We start from the raw sequence: 19,867 nt of genomic DNA on the forward strand, positions 1-19,867 counted from the left end.
GTGGCCTTGTGTCAGGGCTTTGAGCGCTTGGGCGCCGCCTTGGCCAGCGTCGACACCATGTCAGCCACACGCGCCAGCGCCGACTGGTAGACCACGCTGTCTTCGCGTTTGTCCACCGCCATCACCATGACAATCAACACATCGTCCTGCACGCCGTACACCAGCCGGTAACCCTGTTTGTTGAGTTTGATTTTGTAATGCCCCGCCAGCGCACCGAGCAAGGCTGCGCCCGGTACATGCGGGCTGTCCAGCCACTTTTTCAGCAACTTGCGCAACGGCTCCTTCACCGAACCGTCCAGCTTTTGCCACTCTGCCCAGGCGCTGGGCACAAACTGCAAGCGGTACTTGTGTTTGCGCGCTGGCTGGGGTGTCTCAGATCGCGTCAATGTCCACCTCAATCGCCTGCGCCCGCTCGCCCATGCGTGCCAGCACCGTGCGACCCAGCTCTTGATCGGACAGCTCTTCCAGCATGGCCTCGAACAAAGCGGGCTCGATCATGTAAAAAGCGGCCTTGTTGTGGTTCAGCACGGCCACCGGACGGCTCTTGGCCTCGCGCAACACGGCTGCCGGGTTCTTCTTGAACTCGGACATGCTGATCGTCACATCGGCATAAATGGCTTCCATGATTGGCTCCTTAATTGGCTCTGATTATGGCGCTGATTGAGTGGATTTGCCCACTTTTTGTCCCCGCCAAGGTTCACAGCGGTTCGTACACGCGCACCACCACCCATTCCAGCCGCGACGGGTCGCGCCAGGGCTGGCCGTCGGCCGTGGTGTTGATGGCGCGCACTGCTTCGTCAAACACGCCCGGCAGCAGCGTCTGGCGAAAGTGCTGGCGCAGGCTGAGCGTGGCGTCCTGCGGCACGCCCTGGCCCTGGTCGATCACCGTCCAGCCTTGGGCGGCCAGTTGGTCGAGAAAGGGGCGTTCGACTTCTGTGTATTCGCTCACAGGGCTTGTTCAGGTGGTCACTCAGGTCGGTGTCTTGGGCGCATCGGCGCCCGTTTGCACCGGACGCCCGTTCTGCCAGACCACTGCGTACTGGCCGAGCTTCTGTTTCTTTTCCAGGTTTTTGGCCACCGCGTTCTGCAGCGTGCGCAGCATGGTCTGCGCCTGGGCCGATGGGGGTGTTGACGTGTGGGTCATGGTGTTGTGGCCTCTTTCAACAAATGTTCGTGGTGTTGCGCATGTCTTGCTGGCGGATGTCGGCGTGCGAAATGCCGTGCAGCAGCATGTTCATCTTGCAGATGGACCAGGTGGTGCCCATTTTTTCCTGACCAAACAGGGCCAGCTCGGACGGGTCGGCGCCGTGTTCGCGCAAGTAGTCGCGCGCCTGGATCAGCATGCCGCCCGAGCCCACCGTGGGGTCGTACACGCTCATGCCTTCGCGCGGGTCGCAGATTTCCACGCAGATGCGCACCACCTCGGCCGGGGTGTAGAACTCGCCCGCCTTCTTGCCGGCGGAGTCGGCGAAGTATTTGATCAGCCACTCGTAGGCGGCGCCCAGCAGGTCGGGGAATTCAAAGTCTTCGTCGCGCAGCGGGATCTTGTCGAAGTTCTGGATGAAATCGACCAGGGTGTCGTCGTCCAGCGTGGTCTGGCCGATCTTGCGGTTGAAGTTGATGGTGCCCTTGAGCACGTCTTGCAGGGCGTCGGGGTTCTCGTCTTCCAGGGCCTCCAGCGCCTTGTTGAGCATGGAGCCGACGTTTTCCTTGACGTGCTTGAGCGCCGGGTGGTGGGTGACCTGCAGCTCGCCGTGCTTGTCGATGGCGTAGTCGGCCCAGGGCGTGTTCCAGCGGGCGCGCTTGGGCACGAAGAAGTACTTGCCCGAATACTGGTCGGCGTCTTCGAGCAGTTGGAGGATGTCGGGTTCGGCCAGTCCATCGGTTGCGGCTAGCTGGCGAATCTCGGCCTGGCGCTGGTCAAACAAATCGCTGGCGCGTTTGAGGAACAGGATGCCGAAGATGTATTCCTTGTATTCGCTGGCGTCCATGTTGCCGCGCAGCGCGTCGCAGGCGGTCATCAACAGGCTTTCGAGGCGGGCGAGCGTGAGTTTGGTTGGGGGCATTCGACGGATGGGTAAGTTACCGCCTCATTATCCAGACGGAAAGACAAACGGCGCCCGAAGGCGCCGTTTGAACGAGGGGTTGGCTCGGTGAGAGCCTTCACCCCAGCCCTCTCCCAGAGGGAGAGGGTGCAAAGCGGGGTCAGGCCGCTTTCACTTTGAGGCGCCAGGCATGCAGCAGCGGTCTGGTAGGCCATGCTGGTGTTCACGTTACCGGCCATGCGCTCGCAGGTCTCGCGCACCTGGGCTTCGGTCACCACGCCCTGGTCCACCCAGCGCAGCACGTAACCCAGGATGCCCTGGAGCTTGTTGTGCAGAACTGACTTGAACGAGGCTTGCCGCGCATGGGGTCAGGTCTTCGTCATGACCATGGCGGCTTACAACTTGGTGCGCATGCGCACCTTGGGACAATTCCGTCTGGAGAGGGCACAATGCGTGCCAAAGGCGGGGAAAAGGCCCTTCGAACGCGAAAAACAGCCCCTTGGATGGCGCTTTGCGCGACCGCGACGGACCCAATCGACCGAAACGGGCTCTTCTGATCGACCGCGACGGCCGCGTGATCCGGCGCTGCTGTGAGTCCGACAGCCTGCGTCAGCCGTGCAGCGCGTCGTCGAGCAGCTCGACCCAGTGCCGCACCGGGGTGCTGGTGCCGCTTTGCAAATGCATGATGCAGCCAATGTTGGCGCTGACGATTTCGCTCGGCTCCAGCGCTTGCAGGTGCTCGAGCTTGCGCTGGAGCAGTTGCTCAGACAGCCCCGGGTTGAGCACCGAATAGGTGCCGGCCGAGCCGCAGCACAGGTGCGCCTCGCTGGCAGTCAGGCGCAGCGTGAAGCCGAGTTCGCCCAGGTGTTGTTCGACGCCGCCGCGCAGCCGCTGGCCGTGTTGCAGCGTGCACGGCGGGTGGTAGGCGAGCACGCGGTCGGCGTCGGGCGCGCGCGCCAACTTCGGCCGCAGCAGCGGCACCAGTGTCGGCAGCAGTTCGCTGAGGTCTTGCGTCAGCGCGCTCACGCGCGCGGCCCGAGCGGCATAGGCCGGATCGTCGGCCAACTGGTGGCCGTACTCTTTCACCATGACGCCGCAGCCGGAAGCGTTCATCACGATCGCTTGCACGCCTTGCTCGATGTGGGGCCACCAGGCGTCGATGTTGGCGCGCATTTGCTGCTTGGCGCCGTTCGGGTCGTTCAGGTGAAACGTGAGCGCGCCGCAGCAGCCGGCCTGCGGCGCGATCAGGCACTCGATGCCAGCGGCGTCGAGCACGCGCGCACTGGCGTGGTTGATATTGGGTAGCATGGCCGGTTGCACGCAGCCGGCCAGCAGCAGCACCCGGCGCGCGCGCCGCGTGCTCGGCCAGCGGCCGGGGTTCTGGCGTGGCGGCAGCTTTTTCTTCAGCGCCGCAGGCAGCAGCGGGCGCAGCGCCTGGCCAACGCGCAGCGCCGGGCCAAACAAGGGCGACGGCAAACCCTTTTTGAGCAGCCAGCGCAACGCCTTTTCACCCGCTGGCCGCGCCACCTTTTCTTCCACCAGCACGCGCCCGATGTCGACCAACTGACCGTACTCGACCCCGCTCGGACAGGTCGATTCGCAGTTGCGGCAGCTCAGGCAGCGGTCCAGGTGCAACTGCGTCTTGCGTGTCGGCGTATTGCCTTCGAGCACCTGCTTGATGAGGTAAATACGCCCGCGCGGGCCGTCGAGCTCGTCGCCCAGCAGTTGATAGGTGGGACAGGTGGCGTTGCAAAAGCCGCAGTGCACACACTTGCGCACGATGGCCTGGGCCGCGCGGCCAGCGGCGCTGCCTTGATACTCGGGGGTCAGTTGGGTTTGCATGGTGGGACATTGTGCGCTGAGCGCAGAGGGCACCGCAGCAACGCGGAATTTTTTGCTTGAACCAGAGGGTATGCTTCAATCCATGGACATTCCGACTGCGGCTGCCAATAACGCGCCGACGGCTGCGCCGACGCAGCAGATCGACCTTGGCATCGGCGGCATGACCTGCGCCTCGTGCGTGGCGCGGGTCGAAAAGGCGTTGCTGAAACAGCCCGGTGTCAGCGCTGCCAGTGTCAACCTGGCGACCGAGTCGGCGCGCATCACGCTGCTCGACGCTGACGTGGCCGAGGCCAGCGCGCGGCTCAAGCGCGCCGTGCGCGAGGCCGGCTACGATCCGCGCACACCGCAAATCCGGGCCGAGGAGATCGCGCGCTGGCACGGCATTGCGATCGATTTTTTGCCGGTGCTGGCCGGGCTCTTGCTCTCGGCGCCGCTGGTGCTGCCGATGGCCGGGGATTTGTTCGGCCAGCACTGGATGTTGCCGGCCTGGATTCAGTTCCTGCTCGCCGCGCCGGTGCAGTTCTGGCTCGGCGCGCCGTTCTACCGGGCCAGTTGGCACGCCCTGAAGGCGCGCAGCGCCAATATGGAGCTGCTGGTGGCCATTGGCACCAGTGCCGCGTTTGCGCTCTCGACCTGGCTGTGGTGGCGCGCCGAGCCGGGCCAGATGGTGCATCTGTACTACGAGACGGCGGCGGTGGTGATCACGCTGGTGCTGCTCGGCAAGTGGCTGGAGGCGCGCGCGCGGCGCCAGACCAGCAGCGCCATCCGCGCCCTGCACGCGCTGCGGCCCGAGCGCGCCCACCTGTTGCGGGGCGGCGTGCGTCGCACCGAGGTGATCGATGTGGCGGTCGATGAATTGCTGCCGGGGGACCGGGTGCGGGTGTTGCCGGGCGAACGTTTTCCGGCCGACGGCAGGCTGCACGCAGGTCAGACCCAGGCCGACGAATCCTTGCTCACCGGCGAGGCAATGCCGGTGCCCAAGCTGCCGGGCGACTTTGTCACTGGCGGCGCCATCAACGGCGAGGGCGCGGTCGAGGTGCTGGTGGGCGCGGTCGGGGCCACCAGCGTGCTCGCGCGCATCATCGCGCTGGTGGAAGACGCGCAGGCCACCAAGGCGCCGGTGCAGCGCATGGTCGACCAGATGGCGGCGGTGTTCGTTCCGGCGGTGCTGCTGATCGCGCTGGCCACGCTGCTGGGCTGGATCGCTCAGGGTGCGACGCTGGAGGCGGCCTTGCTGCCTGCGGTGGCGGTGCTGGTGATCGCCTGCCCCTGCGCGCTCGGGCTGGCGACGCCGACCGCGATCATGGTAGGCACCGGTGTGGCAGCGCGGCACGGCATCCTGATCAAGGACGTGCAGGCGCTCGAAGTCGCGCACCGGGTCGACACCGTGGCGCTTGACAAGACGGGCACCCTCACGCTCGGGCGCCCGCGCATGAGCGCGCTCGAGGTCGCCGCCGGGGTCGACCCGGCGCAGGCGCTGCGCGCCGCGGCGGCGCTGCAGGCGCACAGCGCGCACCCGCTGGCGCGCGCCGTGCTCGATGCCGCTGCCGAACGCGGGCTGACGCCAGCAGGCGCTGACGCGACCGACGTGCAGGCCGTCAGCGGGCGCGGCAGCCTGGGCCGCGTAGACGGCGTCTTGCTGGCGCTGGGCAGCCGGCGCTGGATCGACGAGCTGGGGGTGGCGCTGGGGCCGCTGGCGGCGCGCGCGCAGGAGCTGCAAGACGGCGGCGCGACGGTGTCGGTGCTGCTCAGCCAGACGCTCGCCAGCGGGGCGCAGGGCCAGCTCGACGCTTTGGCGCAGCGCCCGCCATCGGCCGCGGCGCAGCCGCTGGGTGGCTGGACCGTGCTGGCCGTGCTGGCTTTCGCCGATCAGATCAAGCCGGGCGCGGCGGCGGCGCTGCAGGCCCTGCGCGCGCAAGGCCTGCGCCTGTTCATGGTCTCGGGTGACAACTGGGGCGCGGCGCTGGCAATCGGGCGCGCACTCGGTTTCAAGGCCGAGGACGGCGAGGTGCTGGCCGAGGTGCTGCCGGGCGACAAGGCGGCGCTGGTGCAGCGTCTGCGCGCTGGCGCTGGCGGCAAAAAGAGTGTGGTCGCCATGGTCGGTGACGGCGTCAACGACGCGCCCGCGCTGGCCGCCGCCGACGTGGGCGTGGCGATGAGCCACGCGCACGGCGGTGGCTCCGACGTGGCCATGCACAGCGCCGGCATCACCCTGATGCGCGGCGACCCGCTGCTGGTGGCGGCCGCGCTCGATGTGTCCCGGCGCACGGTGGCCAAGATCCGGCAGAACCTGTTCTGGGCCTTTGCCTACAACGTCGCCGCGATCCCGCTGGCCGCGCTCGGCTACCTGAGTCCGATCATCGCGGGTGCGGCGATGGCGCTGAGCTCGGTCAGCGTGGTCGCCAACGCGCTGCTGCTCAAGCGCTGGCAGCCGCCGCGGGGGCGCTGAACGAATGGGATTCAGATCAGGGCTTGCCAGGCATTGACCTGGATCAAATTGAATTCGTGTTGTTTTTGACATGCTCCAAGGTCCGATAAAAAACACCATTGAACCGGAGACAAAACCATGCATCGCGAAGCCCTGCGCGTGATCCGCGACGAGCATGCCACGCTGACTGCGCTGCTCAACGCCTTGCTGCAGATGGTGCAGCGCGGGCCCGAGGCGGATGGCAAGGACCGGCGCGAGCTGTATTTCGACGTGCTGCGAGCCATGTTGTTCTACATCGACGAATTCCCCGAGCGCCACCACCACCCGAAAGAGTCGGATTTGCTGTTTCCGCGGCTGGCGCGGGCTGCGCCGCACACCCTGGGCCTGATCGAGCAACTCGAGCAAGAACACATGACCGGCGAGCAGCGGGTGCGCGAGCTGATTCACCTGTTGATGGCCTGGGAATACCTGGGTGAGCCGCGTCGGCGCGCATTTGAAGACGAGGTGACGCGCTACGTCGGGTTTTACCTGCAGCACATCCGGCAGGAAGAGGCCGTGATCTTGCCCGAAGCGGAAAAGCACCTGAGCGAAGCCGACTGGCGCGTGCTCAACGCCGCCTTTGCCAGCAACCGCGACCCGCTGTGCTCGAGCATTCCGCGTGACCCGCTGTTCGACCGCCTGTTTGCCCGTATTTTGATAAGCGCGCCGGCGCCGGTCGGACTCGGGCACTGAGGGCTGCCGGTTTTCGGCGTCAGTCGCGCGGCCCTGGTCTTGGCCCAGCAGGCAGTGGCCGCGCCCGCGTTTCAAGTGTCGATCGGCTCTGCGGAGTGCGCGCTGCGCCCTGGTGCTGCGAACCGGACCGTGACCAGCAAGCCCGGGTTGACAGCCCCGGGGTGGACGTCAGACATGGCGATGCAGGCGCCGTGCTGCAGGGCGATTTCGTGCACGATGGCCAGGCCCAGCCCGGAGCCGTCGACGTTGGTTCCCAGTGCCCGATAAAACGGCTGCAACACCCGCTCGCGTTCGTGCGCGGCAATGCCGGGCCCGTTGTCTTCTACTTGCAGCAGCGGCACGCCGCTGTCCGGGTCGGGCAGCAAGCGCACCGTCACCACGCCGCCACGGCCGCTGTAGTGGATGGCGTTGTCGACCAGGTTGCGCACCATTTCCTGCAGCAACGTGGGGTTGCCGTGCAGCGGGTAATCGACCGGCCCTGGCTCGGCGCCTTCGTAGCCCAGATCGACGCCGTGTTCCAGCGCGCGCGGCACCGAGTCGCGCACCACCGCCGGCACCAGTTCGGCCAGATCGACCGGCAGACTGGGCAGGGTGCGGCCGGTGGTTTCGGCGCGCGCCAGGGCCAGCAACTGGTTGACGGTTCGGGTGGCCCGCGCACTGGAGCGCGCAATCTGCTGCAGCGAGCCTCGAATCTCCAGCGGATCGGTTTCGCGTAGCGCCAATTCGGCCTGCATGCGCAGACCGGCCAGCGGGGTCTTGAGCTGGTGCGCGGCGTCGGCCAGAAAGCGTTTTTGCGTCGAGAGTGAGATCTTCAGCCGTCCCAGCAGGTGGTTGATCGACGCCACCAGGGATGCGACTTCCAGCGGCACGAAAGTCTGCGCGATCGGACTCAGGTCGTCGGTCTGGCGGGCCCGAATGCGCTGCTCCAGCTCGTTGAGGGGACGGATGGCGCGCACCAGCGCCAGCCAGACCAGCAACACCGCCAGCGGCAAGATGATGAACTGCGGCACCATCACGCCTTTGATGATCTCAGTCGCCAGCACCGCCCGCTTGCTCTTGGTTTCGGCCAGTTGCATCAGCACCAACTGCGGCTGCCGCGCATCGACCACGATCCAGGTGTAGGCCACGCGCACAGCTTCGCCAGCGATCACGTCGTCGCGCAGCAGCACCCGGCCCGGCGCGCGTGCCTGTGGCGGCGGCGGAAAGTCGCGCACACCGCTGATCAGCCTGCCGCCCGGCCCCAGCACCTGGTGGTAATTGCGCACGCTGTCATCGGCGTGCAGCAGCGCACGAGTCTGGGCATTCAGCTCGAAGGCGAGCGCCTTGTCGTGCGACTGCACGAAGGCACTCAGAGCCAGCAGGTTGAATTCGAGTGCACGGTCGAACGGCTTGTTGGCAATGCCTTGGGCTACCAGCCAGGTCAGCGCCAGCGACAGCGGCCACAACAGCAGCAGCGGTGTCAGCATCCAGTCCAGAATTTCACCGAACAGGCTGCGCTGGCCGCGCTCAAGCAGACCGAACGCCGCAGCGCTGGCGTGCGGGTCTTCAGCCAGAGATTTTTTCAAGGCAGTAACCCAGGCCGCGCACGGTGGCGATGCGGATCGGCCCCTTTTCGATCTTCTTGCGCAGGCGGTGTATGTAGACCTCGATGGCGTTGTTGCTGACCTCCTCGCCCCATTCGCACAGCCGCTCGATCAACTGGTCTTTGCTGACCAGGCGCCCGGCGCGTTGCAGCAACACCTCGAGCAGGCCGAGTTCGCGTGCCGACAACTCGATCAGTTTGCCGTCTATGGTGGCGACCCGACCGGTCTGGTCGTATAGCAAGGGCCCGTGTTTGATGGTGGCGCAGGCGCCGCCCATGCCGCGGCGCGTGAGCGCGCGCACCCGGGCTTCGAGCTCTTGCAGCGCAAAGGGCTTGGCCATGTAGTCGTCGGCGCCTAAGTCCAGGCCTTTGACGCGCTCGTCGACGCTGTCGGCCGCGGTCAGAATCAGCACCGGCAGCGCCGAGCCGCGCGCCCGCAGGCGTCTGAGCACTTCGAGCCCGTGCAGTCTAGGCAGGCCCAGATCGAGAATCAGCAGGTCGAACTCGGTGTTGGTCAACAGCGCGGCCTCGGCTTCGCAGCCATCGGCCACGTGGTCCACCGCCGCGCCGGCCGTGCGCAAGCCGCGCAGCAAACCATCGGCCAGCACCTGGTCGTCTTCCGCAATCAGAATGCGCATCTCGGTCTCCTTGCAGGGGTGAATGCATTTTATGGCGCGGCGGCCTCAGGCTTGACCTGCGCCATAGGCTTGCCAGAGCAAACCGGTGGCGGTAAAGACGATGCGCCGCGCGCGCGCCGCCAGCTTGGACAGCGCCAGCGGCACGTTCGGGTCGTGTGCCACCAGGTGCAGCACGCGCGCGTCAAAATTTCATTTCAGCTCGAAGCTACACTGCGGTTCAAACATCCAGCGTGCAGCCGGCGGCAACAGACGCTGCAACCCGTTTCTCACCCACCGACTTGGAGCCCTTTCATGGACAACGCCGTCAAAGCCAATCCCCTCAACAGCGAAAAAACCAAGGCCTTGCAGGTCGCGCTGGCGCAAATCGAAAAGCAATTCGGCAAGGGCACCATCATGCGGCTCGGTGAGGGTGAGGTGATCGAGGACATTCAAGTCGTCTCGACCGGCTCGCTCGGACTCGACATCGCGCTCGGTGTCGGCGGCCTGCCGCGTGGACGGGTGATCGAGGTTTACGGCCCGGAGTCTTCGGGCAAGACCACGCTCACCTTGCAAGTCATCGCCGAAATGCAAAAACTCGGCGGTCAGTGCGCCTTTGTCGACGCCGAGCATGCGCTGGACATCCAGTACGCGCAAAAGCTCGGTGTGCGCTTGCACGATTTGTTGATTTCGCAACCCGACACGGGTGAGCAGGCGCTGGAAATCGTCGACAGCCTGGTGCGCTCGGGAGCGGTCGATCTGATCGTGATCGACTCGGTGGCCGCGCTCACGCCCAAGGCCGAACTCGAGGGCGAGATGGGCGACGCGCTGCCCGGCCTGCAGGCGCGGCTGATGAGCCAGGCGCTGCGCAAGCTCACCGCGCACATCAAGAAAAGCAACTGCATGGTGATTTTCATCAACCAGATCCGCATGAAGATCGGCGTCATGTTCGGCAGCCCCGAGACCACCACCGGTGGCAACGCATTGAAGTTTTATGCCTCGGTGCGGCTCGACATCCGTCGCATCGGAACGATCAAGCGGGGCGAAGACGCGATCGGCAGCGAAACCAAGGTCAAGGTGGTAAAAAACAAAGTTGCACCGCCTTTCAAGACCGCCGAGTTCGACATTCTGTTTGGCGAAGGCATCAGCCGTGAGGGGGAAATTCTCGATCTCGGCGCCAATCATCGGGTGATCGAAAAATCCGGCGCCTGGTACGCGTACGAGGGTGAAAAAATCGGTCAGGGACGCGACAACTCGCGCGAGTTCCTGCGCGAAAATCCGGCGCTGCGGCTCGAAATCGAAAACAAGGTGCGCGCTGTGCTGGGCGTGCCGCTGCTGCCGGTGGACGCCAGCGCGGCGGCGCCGCTCAAGCCCGCCAAGCCCGAGAAGGCCGAGAAGGCCGATAAGGCCGATAAGGCCGATAAGGCTGCGGCGCAGAGCTGAGCCAAGAGCGCTTCGCTGCGCTGGGCGCGCAAGCCAGACCGTTCTCGCTTCCTATGGTCGCAACATCCCTCAGCCTGCGGGGCCGCGCCCTGCGTTTGCTGGCCACGCGCGAGCATTCGCGGCTCGAACTCGAGCGCAAGCTCATGGCGCATCAGACCGAAGTCGGCGAACTGAGCCACTTGCTCGACGATTTGCAGGCCAGGGGCTTGATCGACGAACAGCGGGTGCTCGAATCGCTGCTGCACCGGCGCGCCGCCCGCCTGGGGGCCGCCCGCGTGCGCCAAGAACTGCAGGCCAAGGGTCTGGATGCGTGCGCCGTAGCTCAGGCCGTCGATCAACTGCGCGGCAGCGAGGTGCAGCGCGCACGCGCCGTATGGGAAAAAAAATTCGGCACGCCGGCTGCCGACGCCGCCGGGCGCGGCAAGCAGATGCGGTTTTTGCTGGGGCGCGGCTTTGCTGCCGATGTGGTTCGGCGCGTGGTCGGCGGCGCCGAAGACGCGGACGCTGACGCGTAAGCGCCAGCAAGCCGTCTCAGCGGCACCGCTTCGGGTTCAAAGGCCCAGCATCAACTGCAGATTTTGTACCGCTGCACCGCTGGCACCCTTGCCCAGATTGTCCAGGCGGGCGATGAGCACCGCCTGACGTTGCGCCTCGTTGGCAAATACGCGCAACTCGAGCCGGTTGCTGTCCTTGAGCGCGCTGGCGTCGAGCTTGCCGTCTGCGCTGGCGGGTTCGACGCTGATCCAGCCAGCGGCGGCGGCGCTGGCGCCGTAGTGGTCGAGCAAGGCCTGCTGCAAATCGGCAGCGCTGGGCTGGCCCGGCAGCAGATCCAGGTGCAGCGGCAATTGCACCAGCATGCCCTGGCGGAAGTTAGCCACCGCCGGCAGGAAAATCGGCGTGCGCGTCAGGCCCGTGTAGCGCATGATCTCTGGCAGGTGCTTGTGGTTCAGGCCGAGGGCGTAGGCCTCGAACGGTGGCGCCGCACCTGCCTCGTAGGCCTCTATCATGCTGCGCCCGCCACCCGAGTAGCCACTCACTGACGGCAGCGACAGCGCGGCATCGGGCGCGAGCAAGCCCGCTGCCACCAGGGGGCGAATCAAGGCAATGGCGCCGGTGGCGTAGCAGCCCGGGTTGGCCACGCGTTCGGCGCTGGCCACCGCTTCGCGCTGCCCGGGGCAGAGTTCGGGCAGGCCATAGACCCAGCCACTGGCGCAGCGATGTGCGGTCGATGCGTCGATGATGCGCGGCCTGCGGCCAGGCAGGCGGTCTACCATGGCGACCGCTTCGAGCGCGGCCTCGTCATGCAGACAGAGGACGACCAGGTCGGCCTGCGCCATGATGTCGGCCTTGGCCAGCGGATCCTTGCGCCGCTCGGGTGCGATGCTCAGCAGTTCAACGCCGGCCAGCAAGCGCAGCCGGTCCCGAATCTGCAGTCCGGTGGTGCCGGCTTCGCCGTCAATGAATACCTGAGCCATGTTGCGCCCTGCCTTGTCAGTTTCGATTCAGTTACGAATCCGTATAATTATGCATTATGTGCGCGGCGTCAAATGCTTTGCTGCGTTGCAACATAATACAATTTCGGCCGCCCTTGTTCGGCGCCCTTCACCCCGCGGCCCATCGGTGGGGTCGTGCCTGTTGTCAGTCCATCCCTGAGAGAATCCTCATGAAGATCCACGAGTACCAAGGCAAGGAAATCTTGCGCCAGTTTGGTGTGCCGGTGCCGCGCGGTATTGCCGCGTTCACGGTGCAAGAGGCGGTGGAGGCCGCGCAAAAACTGGGCGGCCCGGTCTGGGTGGTGAAGGCTCAAATCCACGCCGGCGGTCGCGGCAAGGGCGGCGGCGTGAAGGTGGCGAAGTCGCTGGCCGACGTCAGTCGACTGGCCGCTGAAATCCTGGGCATGCAGCTCAAGACCCACCAGACCGGCCCGCAGGGTCAGAAGGTGCGCCGGCTCTACATCGAAGACGGCGCCGAGATCTGCAAGGAATACTACGTCTCCATCGTGACCGACCGGGCGACGCAGAAACTCGCCTTCATCGCCTCCAGCGAAGGCGGCATGGACATCGAGGAAGTCGCGCACGCCACGCCAGAGAAAATCAGCACCGAGTACATCGACCCGCTGCTCGGTCTGGGGCAGGCGCAAGCCGAGAAAATTGCCAGCGCGATTGGCATGCCGGCCGAATCCATCGCCCAGGCGACTGACATTTTTCAAAAGCTTTACCGCTGCTACATGGAGACCGACGCCTCGCTGGTCGAGATCAACCCGCTCAACCGGGACAGCGCAGGCAAGGTGATGGCGCTGGACGCCAAGTTCAACTTCGACGCCAACGCGCTGTATCGCCACCCGGAACTGGTGGCGCTGCGCGATCTAGACGAGGAAGACCCGGCCGAGATCGAGGCCAGCAAGTTCGATCTGGCCTATATCAGCCTGGACGGCAACATCGGCTGCCTGGTCAACGGTGCCGGTCTGGCCATGTCGACCATGGACACCATCAAGCTGTTCGGCGCCGAGCCGGCCAACTTTCTCGACGTCGGCGGTGGCGCCACGCCCGAGAAGGTCACCGAAGCCTTCAAGATCATGCTCAAGAACGACAAGGTCAAGGCCATTTTGGTCAACATCTTCGGCGGCATCATGAAGTGCGACACCATCGCCACCGGCATCATCTCCGCTTGCAAGGCGGTCAACCTGCAGGTGCCGCTGGTGGTGCGCATGAAGGGAACGAACGAAGAACTGGGCAAGAAAATGCTGGCCGAATCCGGCCTGCCCATCATCAGCGCCGACACCATGGCCGACGCGGCGCAGAAAGTGGTGGCCACGGTCAACTGAGCCGACTGGCTTGGCAGCGGCTGCGGTCTGCACGGCCCGCGGGCGCGCCAGCCGCAGCGACAAAGCAAGCGCACGCCAGCACAGAGCGTTTTTGACAAGGATTCATCATGAGCATCTACATCAACAAAGACACCAAGGTCATCACCCAGGGCATCACCGGCAAGACCGGGCAGTTCCACACCGAGAAGTGTCAGGAATACGCCAACGGCAAAAACTGCTTCGTTGCTGGCGTGAACCCGAAAAAAGCGGGCGAATCGATTTTCAACATCCCGATCTATGCCTCGGTAAAGGAAGCCGCCAGCCAGACCGGCGCCACCGTATCGGTGATTTATGTGCCACCTGCCGGTGCTGCAGCGGCGATCTGGGAAGCGGTCGAGGCCGATCTTGATCTGGCGATTTGCATCACCGAGGGCATACCGGTGCGCGACATGCTCGAACTGCGCAACCGCATGAAAGCCAAAGAGGCCGCTGGTGGCAAAAAAACACTGCTGCTGGGGCCGAACTGCCCCGGTTTGATTACGCCGGACGAAATCAAGATCGGCATCATGCCGGGCCACATTCACAAAAAGGGCCGCATCGGCGTGGTGTCGCGCTCGGGCACGCTGACCTATGAAGCCGTGGCACAACTGACCGAGATTGGTCTGGGCCAGTCGAGTGCGGTGGGCATCGGCGGCGACCCGATCAACGGCTTGAAGCACATCGACGTGATGCGCGCTTTCAACGAAGACCCGGACACCGACGCCGTCATCATGATCGGCGAGATTGGCGGCCCCGACGAAGCCGAAGCGGCACTGTGGTGCAAGGACAATATGAAAAAGCCCATTGTCGGCTTCATCGCGGGCGTGACGGCGCCGGCGGGCAAGCGCATGGGGCATGCCGGCGCACTGATCGCTGGCGGCGCCGACACCGCAGAAGCCAAGCTCGCCGTCATGCAAGCCTGTGGCTTTACGATCACGCGCAACCCCTCAGAGATGGCTCGCTTGCTCAAGTCGCTGCTGTAAACCTCGACAGATTGAGGTCGGCTCTGAGCTGAAAACAAGGCAACGCTGGCGTTGCCTTGTTTTTTTGGGCGCCTAGACCCGATCGCGCGACGCTTGGCTGCAACGGGCACAGCAGGTGATTTTCAAGCTGCCGCAGGCCCCTGAATAATCCTAGAAACCGCTTCACACACAGAAATTCTCACACTCCCACGCTTGAGGTCTGGATGAGCGGCGCCGGTACCTGGAGCGGCCTGCTCGCTCAGAGTCGTGGTTGCCAAGGGCATGGCCCGTCTGCCTGAGCTTCAGGCCGGGCCGCTGCGCCGCAGCAACACGCGTACGCCAAAGATCAGCGCCGCATAGGGCCACAACCAGCCCAGCCACTGGGACAGGCCGTGGAAACGGATGAACCGGCCCAGCTCCCAGAGTTCAAGCGATTGCGCAAAATAAGGACTCAGCGGTGCCCGGTTGAGCAAACCGAGCAAGACCAGCAAACACAGCAGCATGAGCAGCGTACAAGCCCGGCGCGGCAGTGCCAGCGCGGCCAGCGCGGCCAGTGCAGACCACAGCAGCCCCTGCACCGCTATGGGGCTGATCCAGGCCCAAACGTGCTGGGGCCCGTAGGTGAGTGCGGCTGAGAGGCTGACGCTGGCAAACGCACACAGCAGCAACAAGACCGCAAACACCAGGCGGCGCAGCACGGTTTGAATGTCGGCGTAGCCCATCAGCAAGGGAACCAGCAGGCCCAGGGCGACGCAGAGTGCATCAGTCAGCGCAGTGGTTGCAAGCGGCTGTGGCACCCGCAGGGACAGCCACGCCAGCCCGGGGGTTTGTTGCAACCAGGGCAGCAGCACGGCTTCGAGCCGCGGCCAGACCTGGCCGAGTCCGAACGGCACCGACGACGGGTATAGCAGCGCCAGCGGCCACAGCGCCAGCAAGACCAGGCTGCCGTGCGCCTGGGGGACGAACCAGGCGGCGCGAAACTGGCTCCAGCGCTGCACCCCGCCCAGCCGCACCAGTACCCAGGTCAGGCCAGCGCCGAGGGCCGCCCCGGCGACATTGAGCGCCACGTCGAGGTTGGACGGGATGCGCATCGGCAAAAGGTTTTGCAGCATCTCGACCGTCAGCGACAGCAAGGCCGCCAGCCCGACCGCCAGTGGCCAAAAGGCGCGCTGCCAGCCGCTGCGTTGCAGCGCCAGTGCGAGCAAAAACCCCAGCGGGGCGTAGCCGACCAGGTTAGACGCGACGTCAAAACCGGTCCAGAACTGCGGCAACGGGGCGGTCAAAAACGCCAGCGCAGACACTCCCTGTAGTCGCCAGCCGGTGAAAGGAAACAGGCTGGCGTACAGCACCAGCGCAACGTACAGCAGCGCCAAAGGCCAGGCAGACGTGCGCATTTTCATGCCATCAGTGCCGCCGGCACGCCGCCCCAACGCGCGCCAGGCTCCTCATGTGGCGCCGGAAAAGGGGTGCAGCAGCCATGCGTTTGACGAACCGGGGCGCAGCACCCTGGGGCCTGCAGGCCTCAAAATGGCTTGAGCACCACCAGCAACACGCCCGCCACCAGCAAGATAACAGGCACTTCGTTGAACCAGCGGTACCAGACGTGGCTGCGCCGGTTCTCGCCGCGCTCGAAGCGGCGCAGCAGCAGGCCGCAACTGGCGTGGTAGATCAGGGTCAGCAGCACGACCGCCAACTTGGCGTGCATCCAGCCGTTGCCGGCGCCCAAACCAATGCCATAACCCAGCCACAAGTACAGTCCGAGCGCCAGCGCAGGAAAGGCCAGCAGGGTGCTAAAGCGCAGCAGCTTGCGCGCCATCAGCAGCAGCCGCGCGCGCTCGGCGGCGCTGTCAGGCGCAACCAGGGCCAGGTTGACGAAGATGCGCGGCAAATAAAACAGACCGGCAAACCAGCTGGCGACGAAGACGATGTGAAAGGCTTTGATCCAGAGCATGTCGCCAGTGTAGCCCCGGCGCAGCCGGGTGCAGGCCAGGCCGCTCAGGCGCTCAGTTCGACGCCGGCGTTGTGCGCTCGTGTTCGCTGCGCAACAGGTGTGCCACGGGGCGGCCGGGCAGACACTCGGCCCAGACCGAGCGCGCACAGCTTTCGCACTTGCCGCACTGCGTGGCAACGCCGAATTCGAGCTGAATGTCGTCAAATCCCATGCCAGCACGCGCTGCGCGTGCGATGACTTGGTCGCTGATACGGCGGCAGACGCAAACGATCATGGCGGCGATCCCTCGGCTTGAAATGGATAGCAAATGATAATTGATCGTATTCATTGCCGCAATACCCATATCTATCGCATGGTCTTGCCAGTCGCTGACCCAGACCGCCCCCGGCGCGCGGTTCAGCTCAGTTCGCCCATCTGACTTTGCAGGTAGTTGGGCAAACCGACTTTCTCGATCAGCTCGAGCTGGGTCTCCAGAAAGTCGATGTGCTCCTCGGTGTCGTCCAGAATGTCTTGCAGCAGCTCGCGCGAGACATAGTCGCGCACCGACTCGCAGTGCGCCATGCCGTCCTTGATGGTGGCTTGTGCGGCGCGCTCGAGCGCCAGGTCGCACGCCAGCAGTTCGGGCACGGTTTCACCGATGCCGAGTTTGCCCAGGTCTTGCAGGTTGGGCAGCCCATCGAGCACGAAGATGCGGTCCATCAGCCGGTCGGCGTGCTTCATCTCGCCGATCGACTCGGCGTATTCCTTCTTGGCCAGCTTGTCAAAACCCCAGTGCTTGAGCATGCGGTAGTGCACGAAGTACTGGTTGATGGCGGTCAGCTCGTTCTTGAGTTGCGCTTGCAAGTGGGCAATGGTTTGTGGGTCGCTTTTCATGGTTTGTCCTTGTGTGGCGCAGAGGGGGAGGCGAGCGGTAATTGTCCGACTTTGCGCCGCAGCGCGCGCAGCCGCGCAAAAGGACGAAAAAAAATAAAAAAATAATTTGTGAATGCGAATGATTCTTATATACTTGGCTAACTTTCCAGCCAGCCAACACCCCGAAGCCGCGCCGCTTTGGCCTGGTGCCCGCCAGCCCGATTCACAACTCTCATCGCATGGGTTTGGGCATGAACGACGATTCGAAGACACATTTTGACAAGCGGCCGCTGCCGGCCGGCGCGACAGGGCGTTCGCTGCTGCTGGCTGCTGGCGTGCTGCTGGCCAATCCGCTGGCGTGGGCGCAAGCCAGCCAGGCCAGAACGGGCAGCGCCGCAGCGGCGCCCATCTTGGCTGAAACAGTGGTCACTGGTGCGCGCAGCGAGCGCGCGCTGGAAGACGTGCCGGCCAGCATAGACCTGCTGGAAGGCGACGCGCTCGATCCAGCCCGGGTGCAAGACATACGCGACCTGGTGCGCGATCTGCCCAACGTCAGCGTGCGCCGCGCCCCGCAGCGCTTCGGTGGCGTACTGGGTTCCACCGGGCGCGACGGCAACGCCGGCTTCAACATCCGCGGCCTGGAGGGCAACCGCGTGCTGCTGACGGTGGACGGCGTTCGCATGCCGCGCAGTTACGGGTTTGGCCCTGCTGCCTTCGGGCGCGACTATTTTGACCTGGGCCTGATCTCCAGGGTGGAGCTCGTGCGCGGCGCCAGCTCGGCGCTGCACGGGTCGGACGGGCTGGCGGGCATGGTCGCCATGTTCACCACCGAGCCCAAAGACCTGCTCCAACCCGGACAGACCCTGGGCGGTCGCGCCCTGGCGAGCCACGCCAGCGAAGACGGCATGAGCCGCGTCGGCGCCACCCTGGCCGGGCAGGCCAGCGAGTCGCTGCAGTGGCTGCTCGGCGCCCACACCGCGCGCAGCCACGAGCTGGACAACATGGGCGGCAACACCGAGCAGAACTTCCGCCGTACTGCGCCCAACCCGCAACAGGACCGTCAGAGTGCCGTGCTGGGCAAGCTGGTGCTCAAGCCCGGCGCTGCTTGGCAGCACACGTTCACGCTGGAGCACATGGACAGGAGCAGCGAAGTCGAGGCCTACAGCGGCCGCGGCCCCACGATCATCGCTGGTCGAACGCTGTGGAACGTGACCGACCTGGACGGCAGCACCGAGCTGAGCCGCAGCCGCCTGAGCTGGGAGGGCCGCTGGCGGCTCGGCCAGCCCTGGGCCGACCACGTGCGCGCCACGCTGGCCTGGCAAGAGGCCGAGTCGCGCGCCGTCACGTTCGAGCGGCGCAACACGCTCGCGGGCGTGGCCCTGCCGCTGCGCAGCCGCGATCAGACCTATACCGAGCGCCTGCTGCAACTGGCGCTGCAAGCCGAAAAAAGCACCCCCCTGGGCGCTCACTGGAACAACAAGCTGGTGTACGGGCTGGACCTGTCGTCGACCGACATGAGCGACCTGACCACCGGGCTGGCACCGCCTGCGGGGGAGACTTTCCCGCTCAAGCGCTTCCCCGACAGCACCGAACGCCTGTCGGCCCTGTTCGTGCAATCCGAGCTGCTCAGCGAACGCTGGAGCGTGATCCCGGCGCTGCGCTACGACCAGGTGTCGCTCAAGGCCAGCGCCAGCCCGCTCTACATGAACAACCGGGTGCCGGCTTCGCTGTCCGAGAATGCCGTCTCGCCCAAGCTGGGGGTGATTTTCCGCCCGGCGCCGGGCTGGAGCGTGTACGGCAACCTGGCCGCTGCCTTCAGGGCGCCCAGCCCGCACCAGCTCAACAGCTTTTTTGAGAACCTGACCAGTCCCAGCCCGTACCGAACCATTCCCAACCCCGATCTGCGGCCGGAGTCGGGCCGCACGCTGGAGCTGGGCCTGCGCCAGCGTGGTCGCACGCTGAGCTGGGACGCAGCGGTCTTTGCCGGGCGCTACCAAGACTTCATTGAAGAAAACGTGCGGGTCGGCGGCGCGGGCACGCGGGCCAGTCCGACCGAGTTCCAGTCGGTCAACCGGGCTCGGGTTCGCCTGAGCGGTTTTGAGCTCAAGGGCAAGCTGGCGCTGAGCCCGGCGACCGATCTGCGCCTGGCCTACGGGCAAACCCAAGGCCGGGACAGTGTGGCAAAGCAGCCGCTCAACTCGGTCAACCCGGCTCAACTCGTGCTCGGACTGGAACACCGCACAGGCCCCTGGCAGCTCGGTGCCACGCTCACGCACACGGCCAGAAAACGGGTGGAAGACATCGCGCAGCCAGCCGCAGCAGTGCCGCCCGGTCAAGCCGCATCTGCTCCCTTTGCCCCACCGGCCTACACCACGCTGGGGTTGACGGCGGCCTGGCAAATGCGTCCCGGCCTGCGGCTCAGCGCCGCCGTACACAACCTGAGCGACCGCAAATACTGGGAGTGGGCCAATGTGCGCGGCATCGCCGCCAACTCTCCCGTGCTCGACGCCTTCACCGCGCCCGGTCGCAACTTTACCGTCGCGCTCTCGGCCGACTTCTGACCCGTCCCGCACC

At 65.4% G+C, this 19,867-nt stretch carries 20 protein-coding genes and 1 pseudogene; 7 read left to right on the forward strand and 14 right to left on the reverse strand.

All coding sequences use genetic code 11. From position 1 onward, the window contains the following. Positions 1 to 11 precede the first annotated feature (11 nt). The 6 genes from EST26_RS02045 to glcF all read right to left on the reverse strand — a co-directional run bounded on the left by EST26_RS02045 (position 12) and on the right by glcF (position 3,887). Positions 12 to 386 carry a type II toxin-antitoxin system RelE/ParE family toxin gene (locus tag EST26_RS02045; RefSeq protein WP_291064990.1) on the reverse strand — a complete coding sequence of 125 codons (375 nt, stop codon included), beginning with the start codon at positions 384 to 386 and terminating at the stop codon, positions 12 to 14. Further along, a complete protein-coding gene (locus EST26_RS02050) occupies positions 373 to 624 on the reverse strand; it encodes a type II toxin-antitoxin system Phd/YefM family antitoxin (RefSeq protein ID WP_291064992.1) in 252 nt (83 codons plus the stop codon). The genes EST26_RS02045 and EST26_RS02050 overlap by 14 nt, the downstream gene beginning before the upstream one ends. Positions 625 to 697: 73 nt before the next feature. Beyond that, positions 698 to 949 (reverse strand): hypothetical protein, encoded by a 252-nt coding sequence (locus tag EST26_RS02055; RefSeq protein ID WP_291064994.1) that lies wholly within the window; start codon positions 947 to 949, stop codon positions 698 to 700. Between the two features lie 21 nt (positions 950 to 970). Then, positions 971 to 1,144, reverse strand: coding sequence for a hypothetical protein (locus tag EST26_RS02060; protein ID WP_291064996.1), 174 nt, complete (start codon positions 1,142 to 1,144; stop codon positions 971 to 973). A 16-nt stretch (positions 1,145 to 1,160) separates the two neighbouring features. Continuing rightward, positions 1,161 to 2,066, reverse strand: coding sequence for a class I SAM-dependent DNA methyltransferase (locus EST26_RS02065; protein ID WP_291064998.1), 906 nt, complete (start codon positions 2,064 to 2,066; stop codon positions 1,161 to 1,163). A gap of 588 nt (positions 2,067 to 2,654) precedes the next feature. Then, a complete protein-coding gene (glcF, locus tag EST26_RS02070; protein ID WP_291065000.1) occupies positions 2,655 to 3,887 on the reverse strand; it encodes a glycolate oxidase subunit GlcF in 1,233 nt (410 codons plus the stop codon). 82 nt (positions 3,888 to 3,969) lie between these two features. On the opposite strand from glcF, the gene EST26_RS02075 reads away from it, so the two are divergent. Together EST26_RS02075 and EST26_RS02080 are read left to right on the forward strand one after the other, a co-directional pair. After that, a complete protein-coding gene (locus tag EST26_RS02075; protein WP_291065001.1) occupies positions 3,970 to 6,336 on the forward strand; it encodes a heavy metal translocating P-type ATPase in 2,367 nt (788 codons plus the stop codon). A 117-nt stretch (positions 6,337 to 6,453) separates the two neighbouring features. After that, entirely contained in the window at positions 6,454 to 7,047 is a 594-nt protein-coding gene (locus tag EST26_RS02080; RefSeq protein WP_291065002.1) for a hemerythrin domain-containing protein, read from the forward strand. 71 nt (positions 7,048 to 7,118) lie between these two features. Here EST26_RS02080 and EST26_RS02085 read toward each other — a convergent pair whose 3' ends face one another. The 3 genes and pseudogenes from EST26_RS02085 to EST26_RS02095 form a co-directional block, all read right to left on the reverse strand. After that, positions 7,119 to 8,513 carry a sensor histidine kinase gene (locus EST26_RS02085; protein WP_291065262.1) on the reverse strand — a complete coding sequence of 465 codons (1,395 nt, stop codon included), beginning with the start codon at positions 8,511 to 8,513 and terminating at the stop codon, positions 7,119 to 7,121. A gap of 79 nt (positions 8,514 to 8,592) precedes the next feature. After that, positions 8,593 to 9,267 carry a response regulator transcription factor gene (locus tag EST26_RS02090; RefSeq protein WP_291065003.1) on the reverse strand — a complete coding sequence of 225 codons (675 nt, stop codon included), beginning with the start codon at positions 9,265 to 9,267 and terminating at the stop codon, positions 8,593 to 8,595. 108 nt (positions 9,268 to 9,375) lie between these two features. After that, a pseudogene (locus EST26_RS02095) lies at positions 9,376 to 9,453 on the reverse strand (MarR family transcriptional regulator); the annotation flags it as partial. 105 nt (positions 9,454 to 9,558) lie between these two features. Between EST26_RS02095 and recA the strand changes: the two are divergent. Beyond that, positions 9,559 to 10,686 (forward strand): recombinase RecA, encoded by a 1,128-nt coding sequence (gene recA / locus EST26_RS02100; protein ID WP_291065005.1) that lies wholly within the window; start codon positions 9,559 to 9,561, stop codon positions 10,684 to 10,686. Between the two features lie 53 nt (positions 10,687 to 10,739). Further along, complete coding sequence (recX, locus tag EST26_RS02105; protein WP_291065007.1) at positions 10,740 to 11,201, forward strand: recombination regulator RecX; 462 nt, start codon at positions 10,740 to 10,742, stop codon at positions 11,199 to 11,201. A gap of 36 nt (positions 11,202 to 11,237) precedes the next feature. On the opposite strand, the gene argC is transcribed toward recX, so the two are convergent. Next, positions 11,238 to 12,161 carry an N-acetyl-gamma-glutamyl-phosphate reductase gene (argC, locus tag EST26_RS02110; protein ID WP_291065009.1) on the reverse strand — a complete coding sequence of 308 codons (924 nt, stop codon included), beginning with the start codon at positions 12,159 to 12,161 and terminating at the stop codon, positions 11,238 to 11,240. Between the two features lie 188 nt (positions 12,162 to 12,349). On the opposite strand from argC, the gene sucC reads away from it, so the two are divergent. After that, positions 12,350 to 13,510: an ADP-forming succinate--CoA ligase subunit beta gene (sucC, locus tag EST26_RS02115; protein ID WP_291065011.1), complete on the forward strand. Its 1,161-nt coding sequence runs from the start codon at positions 12,350 to 12,352 to the stop codon at positions 13,508 to 13,510. Between the two features lie 107 nt (positions 13,511 to 13,617). Beyond that, complete coding sequence (sucD, locus tag EST26_RS02120) at positions 13,618 to 14,511, forward strand: succinate--CoA ligase subunit alpha (RefSeq protein ID WP_291065013.1); 894 nt, start codon at positions 13,618 to 13,620, stop codon at positions 14,509 to 14,511. Between the two features lie 281 nt (positions 14,512 to 14,792). Here the strand turns inward: sucD and EST26_RS02125 are convergent, their stop codons facing one another. The 4 genes from EST26_RS02125 to bfr all read right to left on the reverse strand — a co-directional run bounded on the left by EST26_RS02125 (position 14,793) and on the right by bfr (position 17,314). Next, positions 14,793 to 15,890: a VanZ family protein gene (locus EST26_RS02125; RefSeq protein WP_291065014.1), complete on the reverse strand. Its 1,098-nt coding sequence runs from the start codon at positions 15,888 to 15,890 to the stop codon at positions 14,793 to 14,795. Positions 15,891 to 16,012: 122 nt separating this feature from the next. Further along, positions 16,013 to 16,441, reverse strand: coding sequence for a CopD family protein (locus tag EST26_RS02130; RefSeq protein ID WP_291065015.1), 429 nt, complete (start codon positions 16,439 to 16,441; stop codon positions 16,013 to 16,015). A 52-nt stretch (positions 16,442 to 16,493) separates the two neighbouring features. Next, on the reverse strand, positions 16,494 to 16,715 hold the full coding sequence (locus tag EST26_RS02135; RefSeq protein WP_291065016.1) for a (2Fe-2S)-binding protein: 222 nt from the start codon (positions 16,713 to 16,715) through the stop codon (positions 16,494 to 16,496). 122 nt (positions 16,716 to 16,837) lie between these two features. After that, positions 16,838 to 17,314, reverse strand: coding sequence for a bacterioferritin (gene bfr, locus EST26_RS02140; protein ID WP_291065017.1), 477 nt, complete (start codon positions 17,312 to 17,314; stop codon positions 16,838 to 16,840). A 230-nt stretch (positions 17,315 to 17,544) separates the two neighbouring features. On the opposite strand from bfr, the gene EST26_RS02145 reads away from it, so the two are divergent. Continuing rightward, positions 17,545 to 19,854, forward strand: a complete 2,310-nt coding sequence (locus EST26_RS02145; RefSeq protein ID WP_291065018.1) for a TonB-dependent hemoglobin/transferrin/lactoferrin family receptor — start codon at positions 17,545 to 17,547, stop codon at positions 19,852 to 19,854. The last annotated feature ends 13 nt before the right edge of the window (positions 19,855 to 19,867 follow it).

It is taken from the genome of Hydrogenophaga sp. (assembly GCF_014773545.1).
GTDB lineage: Bacteria > Pseudomonadota > Gammaproteobacteria > Burkholderiales > Burkholderiaceae_C > Hydrogenophaga.

Excerpts from the sequence above, each read along its gene's own strand:
- EST26_RS02060 (WP_291064996.1), bottom strand. The coding sequence starts at position 1,144 with ATGACCCACACGTCAACACCCCCATCGGCCCAGGCGCAGACCATGCTG.
- EST26_RS02125 (WP_291065014.1), bottom strand. The coding sequence starts at position 15,890 with ATGAAAATGCGCACGTCTGCCTGGCCTTTGGCGCTGCTGTACGTTGCG.
- recA (WP_291065005.1), top strand. The coding sequence starts at position 9,559 with ATGGACAACGCCGTCAAAGCCAATCCCCTCAACAGCGAAAAAACCAAG.
- EST26_RS02145 (WP_291065018.1), top strand. The coding sequence starts at position 17,545 with ATGAACGACGATTCGAAGACACATTTTGACAAGCGGCCGCTGCCGGCC.
- EST26_RS02075 (WP_291065001.1), top strand. The coding sequence starts at position 3,970 with ATGGACATTCCGACTGCGGCTGCCAATAACGCGCCGACGGCTGCGCCG.
- sucC (WP_291065011.1), top strand. The coding sequence starts at position 12,350 with ATGAAGATCCACGAGTACCAAGGCAAGGAAATCTTGCGCCAGTTTGGT.
- EST26_RS02130 (WP_291065015.1), bottom strand. The coding sequence starts at position 16,441 with ATGCTCTGGATCAAAGCCTTTCACATCGTCTTCGTCGCCAGCTGGTTT.
- sucD (WP_291065013.1), top strand. The coding sequence starts at position 13,618 with ATGAGCATCTACATCAACAAAGACACCAAGGTCATCACCCAGGGCATC.
- EST26_RS02050 (WP_291064992.1), bottom strand. The coding sequence starts at position 624 with ATGGAAGCCATTTATGCCGATGTGACGATCAGCATGTCCGAGTTCAAG.
- argC (WP_291065009.1), bottom strand. The coding sequence starts at position 12,161 with ATGGCTCAGGTATTCATTGACGGCGAAGCCGGCACCACCGGACTGCAG.
- glcF (WP_291065000.1), bottom strand. The coding sequence starts at position 3,887 with ATGCAAACCCAACTGACCCCCGAGTATCAAGGCAGCGCCGCTGGCCGC.
- EST26_RS02080 (WP_291065002.1), top strand. The coding sequence starts at position 6,454 with ATGCATCGCGAAGCCCTGCGCGTGATCCGCGACGAGCATGCCACGCTG.
- EST26_RS02085 (WP_291065262.1), bottom strand. The coding sequence starts at position 8,513 with ATGCTGACACCGCTGCTGCTGTTGTGGCCGCTGTCGCTGGCGCTGACC.
- EST26_RS02135 (WP_291065016.1), bottom strand. The coding sequence starts at position 16,715 with ATGATCGTTTGCGTCTGCCGCCGTATCAGCGACCAAGTCATCGCACGC.
- recX (WP_291065007.1), top strand. The coding sequence starts at position 10,740 with ATGGTCGCAACATCCCTCAGCCTGCGGGGCCGCGCCCTGCGTTTGCTG.
- EST26_RS02065 (WP_291064998.1), bottom strand. The coding sequence starts at position 2,066 with ATGCCCCCAACCAAACTCACGCTCGCCCGCCTCGAAAGCCTGTTGATG.
- bfr (WP_291065017.1), bottom strand. The coding sequence starts at position 17,314 with ATGAAAAGCGACCCACAAACCATTGCCCACTTGCAAGCGCAACTCAAG.
- EST26_RS02090 (WP_291065003.1), bottom strand. The coding sequence starts at position 9,267 with ATGCGCATTCTGATTGCGGAAGACGACCAGGTGCTGGCCGATGGTTTG.